At 61.9% G+C, this 15,204-nt stretch carries 15 protein-coding genes; 6 read left to right on the top strand and 9 right to left on the bottom strand.

Annotated features, from left to right (window positions below; translation table 11 throughout):
• Window positions 1–39 precede the first annotated feature (39 nt).
• The 4 genes from ELH03_RS05560 to ELH03_RS05545 form a co-directional block, all read right to left on the bottom strand.
• Window positions 40–345, bottom strand: a complete 306-nt coding sequence (locus ELH03_RS05560; protein ID WP_026236589.1) for a hypothetical protein — start codon at window positions 343–345, stop codon at window positions 40–42.
• A complete protein-coding gene (locus tag ELH03_RS05555) occupies window positions 329–1,813 on the bottom strand; it encodes a type II and III secretion system protein family protein (protein ID WP_130766135.1) in 1,485 nt (494 codons plus the stop codon). Before ELH03_RS05555 ends, ELH03_RS05560 begins: the two co-directional genes overlap by 17 nt.
• 58 nt (window positions 1,814–1,871) lie before the next feature.
• The gene (gene cpaB, locus ELH03_RS05550; RefSeq protein WP_130766134.1) at window positions 1,872–2,789 is read right to left on the bottom strand and encodes a Flp pilus assembly protein CpaB; all 918 of its coding nucleotides are present in this window, start codon (window positions 2,787–2,789) and stop codon (window positions 1,872–1,874) included.
• Window positions 2,790–2,896: 107 nt separating this feature from the next.
• Complete coding sequence (locus tag ELH03_RS05545; protein WP_130766133.1) at window positions 2,897–3,088, bottom strand: Flp family type IVb pilin; 192 nt, start codon at window positions 3,086–3,088, stop codon at window positions 2,897–2,899.
• A gap of 258 nt (window positions 3,089–3,346) precedes the next feature.
• Here ELH03_RS05545 and ELH03_RS05540 point away from each other — a divergent pair, with 258 nt between their 5' ends.
• Both ELH03_RS05540 and ELH03_RS05530 read left to right on the top strand, forming a co-directional pair.
• Window positions 3,347–3,877: an A24 family peptidase gene (locus ELH03_RS05540; protein WP_130766132.1), complete on the top strand. Its 531-nt coding sequence runs from the start codon at window positions 3,347–3,349 to the stop codon at window positions 3,875–3,877.
• A 265-nt stretch (window positions 3,878–4,142) separates the two neighbouring features.
• On the top strand, window positions 4,143–5,495 hold the full coding sequence (locus ELH03_RS05530) for a glutamine synthetase family protein (protein WP_130766131.1): 1,353 nt from the start codon (window positions 4,143–4,145) through the stop codon (window positions 5,493–5,495).
• A gap of 19 nt (window positions 5,496–5,514) precedes the next feature.
• Here the strand turns inward: ELH03_RS05530 and ELH03_RS05525 are convergent, their stop codons facing one another.
• On the bottom strand, window positions 5,515–6,459 hold the full coding sequence (locus tag ELH03_RS05525) for a diacylglycerol/lipid kinase family protein (RefSeq protein ID WP_130766130.1): 945 nt from the start codon (window positions 6,457–6,459) through the stop codon (window positions 5,515–5,517).
• 303 nt (window positions 6,460–6,762) lie between these two features.
• On the opposite strand from ELH03_RS05525, the gene ELH03_RS05520 reads away from it, so the two are divergent.
• Window positions 6,763–7,989: an MFS transporter gene (locus tag ELH03_RS05520; protein ID WP_130766129.1), complete on the top strand. Its 1,227-nt coding sequence runs from the start codon at window positions 6,763–6,765 to the stop codon at window positions 7,987–7,989.
• On the opposite strand, the gene ELH03_RS05515 is transcribed toward ELH03_RS05520, so the two are convergent.
• On the bottom strand, window positions 7,948–8,352 hold the full coding sequence (locus ELH03_RS05515; RefSeq protein ID WP_128409680.1) for a winged helix-turn-helix transcriptional regulator: 405 nt from the start codon (window positions 8,350–8,352) through the stop codon (window positions 7,948–7,950). The genes ELH03_RS05520 and ELH03_RS05515 overlap by 42 nt on opposite strands.
• Before the next feature lie 103 nt (window positions 8,353–8,455).
• Here ELH03_RS05515 and ELH03_RS05510 point away from each other — a divergent pair, with 103 nt between their 5' ends.
• Complete coding sequence (locus ELH03_RS05510) at window positions 8,456–9,469, top strand: zinc-binding alcohol dehydrogenase family protein (protein WP_128409679.1); 1,014 nt, start codon at window positions 8,456–8,458, stop codon at window positions 9,467–9,469.
• A 311-nt stretch (window positions 9,470–9,780) separates the two neighbouring features.
• Window positions 9,781–11,154 carry a magnesium transporter gene (gene mgtE / locus ELH03_RS05505; protein WP_028734311.1) on the top strand — a complete coding sequence of 458 codons (1,374 nt, stop codon included), beginning with the start codon at window positions 9,781–9,783 and terminating at the stop codon, window positions 11,152–11,154.
• 23 nt (window positions 11,155–11,177) lie between these two features.
• On the opposite strand, the gene ELH03_RS05500 is transcribed toward mgtE, so the two are convergent.
• Window positions 11,178–11,699 (bottom strand): Lrp/AsnC family transcriptional regulator, encoded by a 522-nt coding sequence (locus tag ELH03_RS05500; RefSeq protein ID WP_196766935.1) that lies wholly within the window; start codon window positions 11,697–11,699, stop codon window positions 11,178–11,180.
• 96 nt (window positions 11,700–11,795) lie between these two features.
• Here ELH03_RS05500 and ELH03_RS05495 point away from each other — a divergent pair, with 96 nt between their 5' ends.
• Window positions 11,796–12,701 (top strand): DMT family transporter, encoded by a 906-nt coding sequence (locus tag ELH03_RS05495; RefSeq protein WP_128409678.1) that lies wholly within the window; start codon window positions 11,796–11,798, stop codon window positions 12,699–12,701.
• Between the two features lie 82 nt (window positions 12,702–12,783).
• On the opposite strand, the gene ELH03_RS05490 is transcribed toward ELH03_RS05495, so the two are convergent.
• Together ELH03_RS05490 and ELH03_RS05485 are read right to left on the bottom strand one after the other, a co-directional pair.
• Entirely contained in the window at window positions 12,784–13,398 is a 615-nt protein-coding gene (locus ELH03_RS05490; protein ID WP_128409677.1) for a L,D-transpeptidase, read from the bottom strand.
• A 136-nt stretch (window positions 13,399–13,534) separates the two neighbouring features.
• A complete protein-coding gene (locus ELH03_RS05485; protein ID WP_128409676.1) occupies window positions 13,535–15,199 on the bottom strand; it encodes an electron transfer flavoprotein-ubiquinone oxidoreductase in 1,665 nt (554 codons plus the stop codon).
• Window positions 15,200–15,204: the final 5 nt, after the last annotated feature.

Below are 15,204 nucleotides of genomic sequence, written 5' to 3'. Positions count from 1 at the left end.
CCCTTCCGACGCGCTGCCGCCGTTCATGCCTTTTGCCAGCTATTGGCTAACGGTAGCCACACTGGACGCCCCATTAGCCCCCATGGCCGGCGACGGCGGAACAACGCCCATCCCGCCGTTCTGGTACTGAGTGACCACCCTGCGGATCACCTTGCCGTCGCTTGCGATCCAGGTTCGCTGGGCTTCCGGCGGGAACGGATCCTCGATATGGATGGCCTTGTTTGCTTCCACGGCATTCCCGAGCCCGAAGGTGATCGAGTCGCGATGGTTCATGTAGTCGGCGCAGCCGGAAGCAAGGCCGGCGACTGCGAGGAGGAAAAGGACGCGCTTAGCGTTTTGTAACAACAACTTGGGCTCCCTGGTTCAGGTCGAGACGATGGCCATAGGGCCCAGTCACACCTACGCCATTGCGAAAGCGTCGGAGCATATCCTTGTCGACTTCCAGAACACCGAGCGCGAAAAGCTCGACGTCGTTGGACGAACGCGTCTGATCGAGCGGACTGTAGAGGTCCTCACCCGGGCGGGCCGGTCGCACAATGTGCGGGGTGACGACGATAACAAGGTCGGATTCCTTCTTCTGGAAACTCGTCGAACGGAACAGTGCGCCGAGGATCGGTATCTTCCCGAGGCCCGGCAGTTGCTGGATGTCTTTGGCATTGATCGACTGCAGCAGGCCCGCCATGGCAAAGCTCTGGCCGTCACGAAGCGCTACCGTCGTGCTGGCAGCGCGTGAGATGAAACCCGGATTGCCGTTGACGCTGATCGACGGATCAAGCTCGGAAACCTCAGGCTCGATCTCCAAATTGATGACGCCGTCGTCAAGCACCACCGGCTTGAAGGTCAGCCGCACACCAAAGGGGCGATAGTCCGTCTCGGTGGCGACTGTCGTGCCGTTGTTCGTCGTCTTCAGGATCGGCACTTCACCGCCGGCATGGAAGCTGGCGGTCGAGCCGCTCATTGCGATGAGGTTCGGCTGAGCCAGACGACGAACCAATCCCTTCTGCTCGAGCGCGTTGATGACTACGTCGATGCGGCCGCCCGAAATTTCCAGAACTTTGGCGATCAACTGGCCGAAGGGCAGCATACCCGTTGCAGCACCCTTGGGGTCAAGGAGGGAACGGGCCAAGCTACCGTCATCGTCCACGGTAATACCCTGGCTGGTCGTTGCCTTGCCGATGCCGTTGTTGCCGTGCCCGGACCAACCGATCCCGAGGTCACGACCCGTCGTGCGTGAGGCTTCAATGATACGGACCTCCAGCATCACCTGCTGGCTGTCGCTGACGCGCAACTGGTTCAGCACCGGTTGGTCGGAATAGGACTGGGCGACTTCCATCACCCGCTGCAATTCAACGCCGTCACGGACCATGCCTGTCAGGCGAATGCGATCGTTGGAGTTGACCACCGTGACCCGGGCCGAGGGCGCGGCAGAGCGAATGGCGGCGGCGACTTCGGTGAAATCGCTGGCAACGCGGATGTCGATGACACCGAGAAGCGACTTGTCGTCGCCATAGACCGAGATATTGGTGGCGCCGATCTTCTTGCCGCGAATGAACAGCGACCGGTCGGAAAGCGGCACCACGTCAATCATATCGGCGCTGCCGATGACGAGATCGCCGAAGGGCTGGCCGGTATTGAGCGTCAGCGTCGCGTTCGGAGGCAACGTCACACGCTGGACCGATTTGCCTAGGGTGACCGACTTTTCCTGTGCGTTGGCGCAGCCGGCAAATCCCAGGCCCAACACACAGGCCGAAAACACTGCCGCCAGTGCCGCAAGGCTTTTCGTCCCTGCGATTCGTTTCTTGCCGTTCGCCATGCCTGCTTTAGCCCCCTCCTTCGGCCGGCCGCACCTGCGGCAGGCCGCATAAACAACATCACTGGACCAGGCCGACTCGGTGCTCCTCGCGCTTTGTCGTGTTCCAGACCCCCACCGTCACCCACTTCGGCTCGACCGACAACACCGGTTCAACCTTCAGTTCCACAATCTGCACTTGTTTTTCAGGTTCTGGCAACTTATTCTTTTCCAGATCATTACCGAGCTCCGTCGCCATCGCCCCGCCACCGAGGTCGGCGACGGTGATCTGTCGGGTTTGCTCGATGGAGGAAGAGGCAATATTGCGAAGCGCCAGCGAGAGCGTGCCGATACTGGAGCCGAGGGTAAGGCGCTGCGCCTCGTCGGTCGTGACCTCAAAGGTCACGGTTTTCACGACGGATGGCTCGTCCTTGCGCTCGTCTGCCGTTTGGTCCACCGCTAGCACCTTGACGCCTTGCAGCAGCACGTCAACGAAGGTCTGGTCGTTGCCTGCCGGCCCGCGCACGACCCGCGTCAGAAGCACGTCGACGCGATCGGAAGGCCTTACGAAGCCGGCAACGCCGAGCACGTCGTTGACGCGGATGGAAACCGCCTTCATGCCCTGGTCGAGCGCCGCCGACAGCGTGGCGCGTTCGCCGGTACCAGTGATTTTCGAGGATAGCACCGGCTCGCCGGGGTCGATCGCCGCCATGGCATAGCGCGGCTGGGCATCGTTGCCGACGACCGTCTCGACGCTGACGAACGAGCCTGCGGGTGTTTCATTGGAGGGCCACGGAATGGCCTTGAGATTTTCGGATCGGATCCGGTCGCCGAAGCGCATTGGCTTGTCGGCGACAACGAGTGTTCTTTCCTCGGCCTTCATGCCGTTCATCGCCAACAGCTGGGCCTTCTGATCGGAGAGATACTCGCGCATGCCGAAAACGGCTGCTGCTGCGAGGACAAACGCAATAACGAGACTTAAAATCGTTGAAGAACGCATCGCGGTTACTCGCTACACTGAACGGAGCGCATCCATTCATTGATGCTAATTTAGAAGAGAGGGGTTAATAAAACCCCTCGCTTCTTCGAACGCCGATTTCAGGCTGCTCACGGGGCGGTCAGGTTGGTCGTAAACCACGTTGCCCAGCCGTTCCAAACGGTAGAGAGATTTTGGCCGGCCAATGTCACCGCCCCGATGACGCCGCCAACCAGCAAGGCAAGCAGAATGAGGTATTCGGTAAGTGCGACGCCATCTTCTTCCCGCGCGAAAGCGCGTACGCTATTTACAAAGGCTTTCATCGAGAATTTCCTCCCAGATAAGTTGTGCGCCGTAAGTCCCCCCGGCCGCCCTGTCGTCGAGACCGCCTCTTCGACTGGGAACATTAATAATCTCTTAACTCTAATTTAGTCAATTGTTTTATACGCGCGCTCTCTACATCTATACTTTATGGTTAAGACCAAAGTCCCGGTTCCATTCGTAAAAACCGACTCATTCTTCGGGATTTATTGAAACTGAACTTGAAAATCAGGCTATCATAACCCAAAAGGTTGAATCCAATGCTGAAAATGATCAATGTTATTAGTTCGCTTTCAGTATTACTTTTTCTCTACGCCGCCTGGACCGATTTCCGCACATGGAAGATCCCCAACACGATCGTGCTTGCGCTCGTGACACTTTATGCACTGCGCGCGGTGGCCGTGATGCTTGGCTCCGAGGATGTCGGCGCTGCGCTGTTTGCTTCGAGCGGAATTGGCGGCGACGTCGGGGCCGGTCTGCTGATGTTCATACTTGGGGTGATGCTCTGGGCGTTCCGGCTGTTTGGCGCAGGAGACGCCAAGCTTTTCCTGCCGATCGGCCTTTTTGTCGGATGGCACGGAATGCTGCCGTTTTCGTTTTTGCTCCTCGTCCTCGGCATCGTGACGCTCCTGGTCCTGCGGCTGCCGGTGCCGCTGCCCGTCGCACATCTCGCCTTTTTCATGCGCGTCGAGGAAATCCGGGCGAGCCGGAAGGTACCTTATGGCGTCGTCATGGTTTTCGCCGCACTCCTCACCTTGGCTTTGCCCATGATCCGACAGCAGCTACGGTGACCTGGCATCGACATAGCTGCTTCGTCGCCAGAGCCCCACTGCCAAAGCAGGATGTTGCGCGCCTTGCAGATACGGTCGATCTCCGGCCAATAGGCATTCAGCTTCTTGATGTCGGCGAAGGGTTGCAGATGGTGCACGGCGTCGATCGCGGCAAGGTTGGAGGGCGGGCAAGTGTCGGGCATGACTGGCAAAAGAGCCCCGCGGATTGAAAGGCTTCTATCGATGGGGTAGGAGCTTGGCCTTGCCCCGGAGGATTTTCAAGGTCATGGCGAGCGACAGGATGGACGGCAAGACCGATGGCGGCGACCCGCGTTTCGAGGTCATGATCGTCGGCATGAACGGCGACCTGCGCGGCAAACAGCTTCCACCCGGCGCCGAAGCCAAGGTCTGGGCCGGGGACATCCGCCTGCCGACCTCGACGCAATCGCTCGACATCTGGGGTGACGACAATGACGATATCACCGGCCTGTCACTGACGATCGGCGATCCTGACGGCAAGGTCGTCCCAGACCGGCGCAGCCTGGCGCCGATGCCCTGGGCGCCCGAGGGCTCGATGCAGGTGCTCGCCACCATGCACGAATTCGACGGCAGCCCGAGCTTCATGGATCCGCGCGCCATCCTCGCTTCGGTGCTGGAGCGCTATGCCGCGCGCGGGCTGACGCCCGTCGTCGCCACCGAGCTGGAATTCTACGTGATGTCGGCAGACTGGCGCGAAGCCGGACGCCCTTCCCCCCCGGAAAGCCTCACCTATCGCGGCGAACCGAACGGCTTCCAGCTCTACGACATGAGCGCCGTCGACGCGCTCGACGACTATCTCAGAACACTGAGGGCATATGCGACGGCGCAGGGGCTGCCGGCGGATGCGACGACAGCGGAATTCGGTCCGGGCCAGTTCGAGGTCAACCTGCTGCATCGCCCCGATGCGCTGGCAGCCGCCGATGATTGCCTCTATCTCAAGCGCATCGCCGAACAGGCGGCGCGCCGCCACGGGTTGAAATCGACCTGCATGGCCAAGCCCTATTCCGAACATGCCGGCTCCGGCCTGCATGTGCATGCGAGCATCATCGACCGGCAAGGCCGCAACATCCTCGACGCCAAGGGCGGCGAGCCGAAGCTGATCAAATCGGTGACAGCAGGCCTGCTTAACACCATGCGCGAGGCGCAGCTGATCTTCGCTCCCTTCGCCAATTCCTACCGGCGCTTCCAGCCGGGCTCGTTCGCGCCTGTCGATCTGACCTGGGGCAGCGGCCATCGCGGCACGGCGATCCGCATCCCCGACAAGGATGGTCCGGCCGCACGCATCGAACACCGCGTCGCCGGCGCCGATGCCAATCCCTATCTGCTGCTCGCGGCGATCCTGGGCGGCATGCTCACCGGTCTCGATGGCGAACTCGACCCCGGCGAAGAGACGACGCCCTCGCACATACCGGCGAATACCACGCGACTGACGCATGATTTCCTCAGCGCCGTCGAGACCTTCCGCACCTCGCCGTTCATCACGGATATCTTCGGCGCGGGTTATCAGGCGCTCTATGGCGACACCAAGCGCAAGGAAGCGCTTGCGCATCTCCGCACGGTTTCGGATTTCGACTACCGCACCTATCTGCCGCGGCTCTGAAGTCTCTACCGCGGGCGGTTCACGCAGCGGGCTCGCGGCGTTCGCTGGCATCCACCTGCGCTGCGAGACCCTGCTTGACGAGAACCTTCAATTCGCCCGGATGCAGCCGGATCGAGACGTCGCGTTGGAGCGGCAGCAACTCGCCGTCCATGACGCAATTGGCCTTGGAGCGCAGTTTCGGGAAATGCAGGTGCACCTCGGCCGGGTGCATCACCATGACATCGGCATTCTCGCGGACCTTGCCGCGCAGCATGTCGATGGCGAGACGGGCGACACCGAGAGGCTTCAGCGGATTTGCCGTGTAGAAGCCGAGTTCGCCGCTTCTCAAATTATCGGCGTAGAGCAGCGCGTTCTCACCGAAGGGATTGTTGGAGACTGATATGGCCGACACCCTGCGGCGCTCGCGCATGCCGATCGCCTCGAACTCGACCTCGAACTCCGGCGGGTTGAAGATGACGCCCAATGCCGCCTTCGTGCTTGCCCGGATCTTGCCCAGCCGGGAACGATAGCTGTAGGCGTTGCGGTAGCGCACCATGCGAGCATGCAGACCGGCGGAAAACTGGTGGATGAAGGGGCGACCGTTGGCGCTGGCGATATCGACATTGTCGACCTCGCCGGAGGCAAGCACATCAAGCGCCTGCCAGATATCAAGCGGCACACGCAGCGAGCGGGCAAAGAGGTTCATCGTGCCTGCAGGCACGACGCCGAGCGCAATTCCGTTTTTCCAGGCGATCGATGCCGCTGCCGAAATTGTGCCGTCGCCGCCGCCGGCGACGATGCCGTCGATATCATCGCGCTTGGCCGCTCGCTCCATGGCGGGAATGATTTCCTTTCCTGAGAAGACGATGGCGTCGAAATCGTGCCCCGCTTCGCGGAAAGCCGCCTCTGCCCTCTTTTCGTAGGCCAGCATGTCGGTGGTCCTGAAGGTACCGCCGTCGCGATTGAAAAAGCCTACAAGCTTCATGAGAGCTCCCGTCTCTGGCGCGGAGGAAATGCTCCTGCCTTGCCCCTGAGATGGTTGCGGCATCGCCGATTTCAAGCGCAGCCTTCTTTCCGGACAAAGGGCAGAAATGCAAAAATTGCAATAGACGTATGCACATAGCAGGACGCTGCACTGCAAAAAATGCACTCGACGGCAGCCGCGAACCCACGGATAGATGGTCCATCGGAGACCTCGTCTCCAACTCCCACCATTTCCACCGATCGGCTCGCGGCCGCGCCTGCGCCAGGGGCCATTGCCAAGCAGAAACCGCCTCGAGGAGCTCTCGTGAGTGAGATTGCCGCTGATATTTCAATAGATAGCCAGAATGAAGAGCTGCCGTCGGCAATGACCGTGGCGCTGGTCCAGCTGGCGCTCGCCTGCGGCGGCTTCGGCATCGGCACCGGCGAATTCGCGATCATGGGGCTGCTGCCCAATGTCGCCGACACCTTCTCAGTCACTACGCCGCAAGCCGGCTACGTCATCAGCGCCTATGCGCTCGGCGTCGTCGTCGGCGCACCCGTCATTGCCGTGCTCGCCGCGAAGATGGCGCGCCGCACGCTGCTTTTGATGCTGATGCTGATCTTTGCCGCCGGTAACATCCTCAGCGCGATGGCGCCGACCTTCGAAAGCTTCACGCTGCTGCGCTTCGTCAGCGGCCTGCCGCACGGCGCCTATTTCGGCGTCGCGGCCCTTGTCGCCGCCTCGATGGTGCCTGTGCATCGCCGCGCCCGTGCCGTTGGCCGCGTCATGCTCGGCCTGACCGTTGCGACACTTCTCGGCACGCCGTTGACGACATTCTTCGGCCAGTCGCTCGACTGGCAGGTGGCGTTTTTCTCGGTCGGCGTGCTCGGCCTGCTGACGGTGGCGCTGATCTGGTTCTACGTTCCGAAGGACAGGGTTTCAGAGGAAGCGGGGTTCCTGCGCGAACTCGGCGCCTTCCGCCGGCCGCAGGTGTGGCTGACGCTCGGCATCGCCGCCGTCGGTTACGGCGGCATGTTTGCGATGTTCAGCTATATCGCCTCGACAACGACTGAGGTGGCTATGCTGCCGGAAGCAGCCGTTCCGATCATGCTGGTCCTCTTCGGTGTCGGCATGAATGCGGGCAATTTCATCGGCTCGTGGCTCGCCGACAAATCGCTGCTCGGCACGATCGGCGGGTCGCTGATCTATAATGTCGTCGTGCTCACCACCTTCTCGCTGACCGCCGCCAATCCCTATATGCTCGGCCTTTGCGTCTTCCTCGTCGGCTGCGGTTTTGCCGCCGGCCCGGCGCTGCAGACGCGGCTGATGGATGTCGCCGCCGATGCGCAGACACTTGCGGCCGCTTCTAACCATTCCGCCTTCAACATCGCCAATGCGATCGGCGCCTGGCTCGGCGGTCTCGTCATCGCCTGGGGCTACGGTTTTGCGGCGACCGGCTACGTCGGTGCGGTGCTATCCTTTCTCGGCCTCTTCGTCTTTGCAGCCTCGCTACGCCTCGAGCGCCGTGACCGGAGCGCGCAGGCCGTCTGAGGCCAAGCGCAGCTCGCGGCCTTCCGGACTGCAGAAGACATAATCGTCACCCCAGGCGGCCAACGCCTGGATGACAGGCTTCAGCGTCATGCCGAGCGGCGTCATTGCATATTCGACCCTCGGCGGCACGACCGGATAGACGGTGCGTGATACCAGACCGGACTCTTCCAGTTCACGCAGTTGCTTGGTCAGCATGCGCTGGGTCACGGCCGGCAGCTTACGCCGCAATTCGTTGAAGCGCAGGGTTCCTTGCATCAGATGAAAAAGGATCACGCCCTTCCACTTCCCGTCGAGGTAAGTCAGCGTCGCTTCGACCGGGCAGCCGGGGAAATTCTTGACGAGCTTGGCGCGCGGCAATGACATTTTACAGTATCCTTTTGGGTACTACGTACAGAATTTGTGCATTCTTGCGTAGTCGGAACATAGTGCGCATCTAGCTTCCGTGCAACGAACACAGGAGTTTCCCATGCGCGCCGTCGCCTATAAAACGCCCCAACCAATCTCCGCCGAGACCTCGCTGATCGATGTCGAGCTGCCGATGCCGGAGGCTGGAGGCCACGATCTGCTCGTCGAGATCAAAGCCGTTTCGGTCAATCCCGTCGACGTGAAGGTGCGCGCCCATTCCGCACCGCCCGCGGACGAACTGAAGGTGCTTGGCTGGGATGCCGCCGGCATCGTCAAGGCCGTCGGCGCTGATGTCACCCTGTTCAAGCCCGGCGACGAGGTATTCTATTCCGGCGTCATCAGCCGCCCGGGCAGCAATGCGGAATTCCATCTCGTCGACGAGCGCATCGTCGGCGCCAAGCCGAAGAGCCTCGATTTCGCGGCCGCGGCGGCCCTGCCGCTGACCTCGATCACGGCCTACGAAGCGCTGTTCGACCGGCTGAAGGTGCAGGACGCGGTTTCGGGAGCGGCACGATCCATCCTGATCATCGGCGGCGCTGGCGGCGTCGGCTCGATCGCCATCCAGATCGCCCGGGCATTGACCGACCTGACGGTGATCGCCACGGCCTCGCGGCCGGAAACGCAGGACTGGGTGAAGGAACTCGGTGCGCATCACGTCGTCGACCATTCCAAACCGATCGCGCCGCAGGTGGCAGCGCTCGGCATCGGCGCGCCGGGATTCATATTCTCGACCACCAATACCGACAGCCATATCGGCGACATCGTCGAAGCGATTGCGCCGCAAGGCCGCTTCGCGCTGATCGACGATCCGAAGACCCTCGACGTCGTACCCTTCAAGCGCAAGGCGGTCTCCGTTCATTGGGAGTTGATGTTCACCCGCCCGCTCTACGGCACGCCTGACATGATCGAGCAGCACAAGCTGCTGAACAGGGTTTCCGAACTCGTCGACGGCGGAAAGATCCGCACGACGCTTTCAGAGATCGTCGGGCCGATCGATGCGGCAAACCTCAAGACGGCGCATGCCATGGTCGAAAGCGGCAGGATGAAGGGCAAGGCTGTGCTTGCAGGATTCTGAGATCGCAGCCAGCGGGCCCGGTATTTCCCGCAAGCTCGTATAAACCATACCTGCCTGGAATGCCGCACCGCGGGGTGCGACATTCTGGCGTTAAGCATTTACCCCGCTTGACTTTTTCCGCGTTCGGGACCACCTAGCACAACACGTGAATGACACTCGTCAGCCACGGATTTCAACGGAGCCATCATAACGATGCCAAGCGACAGTAGCAGTCGATTGCCTTTGCCGTACGCGGCCCTCGTGCGCTGACCGACTCCTGTCGGCTCGCCCGATCGGACGCTACGGCGGATCGACGGAAAGGCGAGCCTCAAATGAATATCAATCGCTTCCCTCTTCGGGCAGGCCATGCCGCCCGTGCCTTCATCAACAACAGCCGCGGCGCAACGATCGCCGAACGCGTCGAAGCGTTGAACGCGCTGAGCGTCCAGGACGCCGGGCGTGTTCTATGCGGCATGCCGTTGGACTATGCGGTCAACATTCTCGACCGGCCGGAGCTTCGCAACGCCGCACAGATTCTTGCGCTGATCAGCGCCGAGGATGCCGCACGGCTGCTGCACGGCATGTCAAACGACCGCGTCGCCGACGTGCTGCTTGAACTCGACGGCGAGACCCGCGCCCGGCTGTTCTCCAGCCTCGACGAACCGGTGCGCATCGCGATCCAGCACCTAATGGGCTATCCGCCCCGCACGGCCGGCGGCATCATGACGACGGAGTTCGTCAGCGTGCCTGATAGCTGGACCGTCGCCCGCACACTCGACCATGTGCGCCAGGTCGAACGCTCGCGCGAAACCGTCTACGCCATCTATGTGCTGGACGAGGTCAGCCATGCGCTGCTGCATGTGGTGACGCTGCGTCGCCTCATCACCGGCGAGCCCGACGCTTCGATCCTCTCGGTGGCACAGAAGGGCGCGCCGGTTTCGGCCGATCCGCTGATGAAGCAGGAGGATGTCGCTCGGCTGATCCGCAAGCACGACCTGCTCGCCCTGCCCGTCACCGACGAACATGGGCAGATGCTCGGCATCGTCACCGTCGACGACGTGATCGACACGATGATATCGGACACGACGGAAGCGGCCCAGAGGTTCGGCGGCATGGAGGCGCTCGGCCAGCCCTACATGAAGATCAGCTTCGCCGGCATGATCCGCAAGCGCGCCGGCTGGCTCGCAGCCCTGTTCCTCGGCGAGATGCTGACGGCAAGCGCCATGCAGCATTTCGAAGGCGAGCTGGAAAAGGCCGTGGTTCTGACGCTGTTCATCCCACTGATCATGAGCTCTGGCGGCAATTCCGGTTCGCAGGCGACGTCGCTGATCATCCGGGCGCTGGCGCTCGGCGAGCTGAAGCTTTCGGACTGGTGGAAGGTGCTTTTGCGCGAACTGCCGACCGGCGTCGTGCTCGGCGCGATCCTCGGCCTCGTCGGCTTCGTCCGCATCGTCTTCTGGCAGTCGGCCGGGCTCTACGATTACGGCCCGCACTGGCAGATGGTCGCCGTCACGGTGTTTGCCGCCCTGATCGGGATCGTCACCTTCGGCTCGATCTGCGGTTCGATGCTGCCCTTCGTGCTGCAGAAGCTCCGGCTCGATCCGGCCAGCGCCTCGGCCCCCTTCGTCGCCACGCTGGTCGATGTCACCGGGCTCGTCATCTACTTCTCGGTGGCGCTGCTCATCCTCAGCGGGACGCTGCTCTAACCCGCAATAATGCCCGAGGGGAATTATTTTCCCTCGGGCAGTTTCAACGGCCCATGCGTCTTCATGCTGCGGATGGCGAAGTTCGAGCGGATGTCGCTGACATTCGGCAGGGTCAACAGCGTTTCGGTCAGAAGCCGTTCGTAGGCGGCGAGATCCTCCACCACCACTTCGGCGAGGAAATCGGCCGTGCCCGAAATCAGGAAGCAGGAGACGATCTCGGGGATTGCGAGCAGCGCCTTCTGCTGCGCCTCGGAATTTTCGCGGCTGTGCTGGACGACCTTGAATTCGACGAAGACGGTGAGGCCGAGACCGACCTCCTTGCGGTCGATATCCGCCGTGTAACCGCGGATGATCCCGGAGCGTTCGAGATTGCGGATGCGGCGCAGGCAGGGCGACGGCGAAAGGTTCACCTTCTCGGCGATCTCGACATTGGTGGCCCGCGCATCCTCCTGCAGGCACTTCAGGATGGCGATATCGAATTTATCGAGATTTGGCATTTTCGCGATCCCTGTTGGCATCAATTGGCATAAGATTGCGCATAGCATGATTTTTAAGCCATAGATAGCAAGGACATGCCTTGGCCTCTGGCGCTAGTCTTCTCTTCAACCGGACAGGCTCCGGATGAAAGAAAGGACAGGACGATGACCACCATTGCATTCACGAACGACAAGTCGCCGTCGCAGGTACTGGGTTATGCCGGCGGCACTATTACCGTGCTGATCTGGGCGACATGGTTTCTGGTCACGCGCCACAGCGCCGCAACGTCGCTCGGCTCGATCGACATCGGGCTGATCCGCTTCGGAATTCCGGCGCTGGTGCTTTCGCCAGTCTGGCTGAAGACGGGACTGCTGCCGAAGGCCCTGCCACTTCACCTGCTGGCAATCATGGTGTCGGGCTCCGGCGCCGTCTTTTTCCTGCTGACCACGCTGGCAATCCACTCGACGCCGGCCGCCTCCTCGGGGATTTTGCTCGGCGGCTCCATGCCGCTTGCCGCGGCGCTGATCGGCATTGCGCTGTTTCGTGAGAGGCCTGACGGCACCCGTATCGCTGGGCTCGTCGCGATCGTCGCCGGCGTGCTGATCCTGCTCACGCGCAGCCTTGCGGACGCCTCGCTGCCATGGACGAGCTTCGTTCTGCTGCCAGCCGGCGCCGTTCTCTGGGCAAGCTATACGCATGCCTTCCGCCGCTCGGGCCTGACGGCCGTGCAGGCGAGCGCCCTGATCGCCGTCTGGTCCTTCCTGATCATGGGCGCGCTGGCCCTCATCTTCGGCATCTCGCTGCCACAGGTTCCTCTTCAGGAGATCGGCCTGCAGGTGCTGAGCCAGGGCGTTCTTTCCGGCCTCGTCGCCATGGTAGCCTACGGCACCGCCGTCAGAACACTCGGGGGAACACAGGCTGCCGCCTTCACGGCGCTGACGCCGGTGCTCGCGACGCTTGGCGGCGGCTTCCTGCTTGGCGAAGCGATCGGCATGACCGAAATCAGCGCCGCCGTGATCACAGGCATCGGCGTGGCGCTTTCGACGGGTATTGCCGCGCCACGCCGCTAACCAGCTAGGACCGACACGTCGAAAGCCGCCGGCAGCGATCGCTACGGCGGCTTTTTCGTGAGAAATGCCGTCTCTGTATTGCTTAAGCCTGGATGACGACGACCCTGGCGCCGACCTCGACGCGGCTATAGAGGTCGATCACGTCATGGTTCATCATGCGGACACAGCCGCTCGACATGGCGAGACCAATCGATTGCGGCTGGTTGGTGCCATGAATGCGAAAATGCGTGTCGTTGCCGCCGCGGAAGAGGTACATGGCCCGCGCACCCAGCGGGTTGTTCGGTCCGCCCGGCATGCCGCCGGCAAGCTTGCGATAGCGCTCTTCGCGGCGCTGCATGTTTTCGGTCGGCGTCCAGCTCGGCCACTCGGCCTTACGGCCGATATAAGCATTGCCGGCAAAGGCCAGCCCCTCGCGGCCGACACCGACCCCGTAGCGCATCGCCCTGCCGTCGCCGAGGACGTAATAGGCGCGGCGCGCGGGTGTGTCGACGATCACGGTGCCGGCAGCATGCGTGGTTTCGTAGGCCACTTCCTGGCGGCGGAGCTCCGGCTTGATCTTGTCGATCGGCACCTGCCTCAACGGGAATTTTTCATCCGGAAGTGCGGCATAATTGGTCTGGCTGTTCAAACCAGTCGAAGAACAGCCGGTCACAAAAAGCGGCAGGGCGATCAGGAAGCCCCGGCGGGAGATTGTCATGAATGTGTCCTTAGTGCGTCAACACGATGTCGCAAGCTAAGGAAATTATGGTTAATGAAACGCTAACAGCCTCCGGCAGGAGGCGATCACGAAGGCGTCAGCACGTGAAAATTGTCGGCCGCGAGGACAATCCGCCTCACATGTTCGGATAGACCGGCCCCTCGCCGCCCTGCGGCGGCACCCAGTTGATGTTCTGGTTCGGGTCCTTGATGTCGCAGGTCTTGCAGTGCACGCAGTTCTGGGCGTTGATGACGAAGACGTCCTTGCCATCCTTTTCCACCCATTCATAGACGCCGGCCGGACAGTAGCGCGTCGACGGGCCGGCATAGATGTCATGCTCGGACGACTTCTGGAGGTTCATGTCCTTGACCTGCAGATGCACCGGCTGGTCTTCCTCGTGATTGGTGTTCGACAGGAACACCGAGGACAGCCGGTCGAAGGTCAAGACGCCATCGGGCTTCGGATAGGCGATCGGCTTGTGCATCGAGGCAGGTTCGAGCGACTGGGCATCGGTCTTGCCATGTTTCAGCGTGCCGAAGAAGGAGAAACCGAGCAACGTGTTGGTCCACATGTCGAAGCCGCCGAGCGCCACGCCAAGCGCGGTGCCGAACTTCGACCAAAGCGGCTTGACGTTGCGGACGCGCTTCAAATCCTTGCCGATGTCGCCCTTGCGCCATTCAGTCTCGATCTCGGTCACGTCGTCATGGCTGCGGCCTGATACAATCGCCGCGGCGATCTTCTCGGCCGCCAGCATGCCCGACAGCACCGCATTGTGGCTGCCCTTGATGCGCGGCACGTTGACCAGACCGGCCGAACAGCCGATCAGCGCGCCGCCGGGGAAGGAAAGCTTCGGCACCGACTGGTAGCCGCCCTCGGTGATGGCACGCGCCCCATAGGACAGCCGCTTGCCGCCCTCGAAGGTGGTGCGGATCGCCGGATGGGTCTTGAAGCGCTGGAATTCCTCGAAGGGATAGAGATAGGGGTTCTTGTAATTGAGGTGGACGACGAAGCCGACCGCCACCAGATTGTCTTCCAGGTGATAGAGGAAGGAGCCGCCGCCGGTCTTCATGCCGAGCGGCCAGCCGAAGGAGTGCTGCACCAGGCCCGGCCTGTGGTTCTCCGGCTTGACCTGCCAGAGCTCCTTGATGCCGATGCCGAACTTTTGCGGTTCACGGTCCTTCTGCAGATCGAACTTGGCAATCAGCTGCTTGGCGAGCGAGCCACGTACACCCTCGCCGATCAGCACATATTTGCCGAGCAGTTCCATGCCGCGGGTATAGTTCGGGCCGGGTTCGCCGTTCTTTTCGATGCCCATGTCGCCGGTGGCGACCCCGATGACGGCACCCTCGTCATTGTAGAGCACTTCGGTTGCGGCAAAACCCGGATAGATCTCGACGCCGAGTTCTTCGGCTTTGGTCGCCAGCCAGCGACAGACGAGCCCGAGCGAGACGATGTAGTTGCCGTGATTGTTCATCAGGGGCGGCATCAGCACATTCGGCAGGCGAATAGAGCCGGCCGGACCGAGCAGCAGGAAGTGATCGGCAGTGACCTTGGTCTTGAACGGATGATCGGCCTCGTCGCGCCAGCCGGGCAGCAGCCGGTCGATGCCAATCGGGTCGACCACGGCGCCCGAGAGGATATGCGCGCCAACTTCCGCGCCCTTCTCCAGCACGACGACCGACAGTTCCGGATTGACCTGCTTCAACCGGATCGCCGCCGCAAGACCGGCAGGACCGGCGCCCACGATCACCACGTCGAATTCCATGCTCTCGCGTTCGGGCAGCTCAGTCGTCTCGGTCATTCACT

The organism is Rhizobium beringeri (assembly GCF_004306515.1).
Lineage (GTDB): Bacteria > Pseudomonadota > Alphaproteobacteria > Rhizobiales > Rhizobiaceae > Rhizobium > Rhizobium beringeri.
The sequence above is the reverse complement of the archived record's forward strand: the minus strand, read 5'-3'. Positions and strand labels throughout refer to the sequence as shown.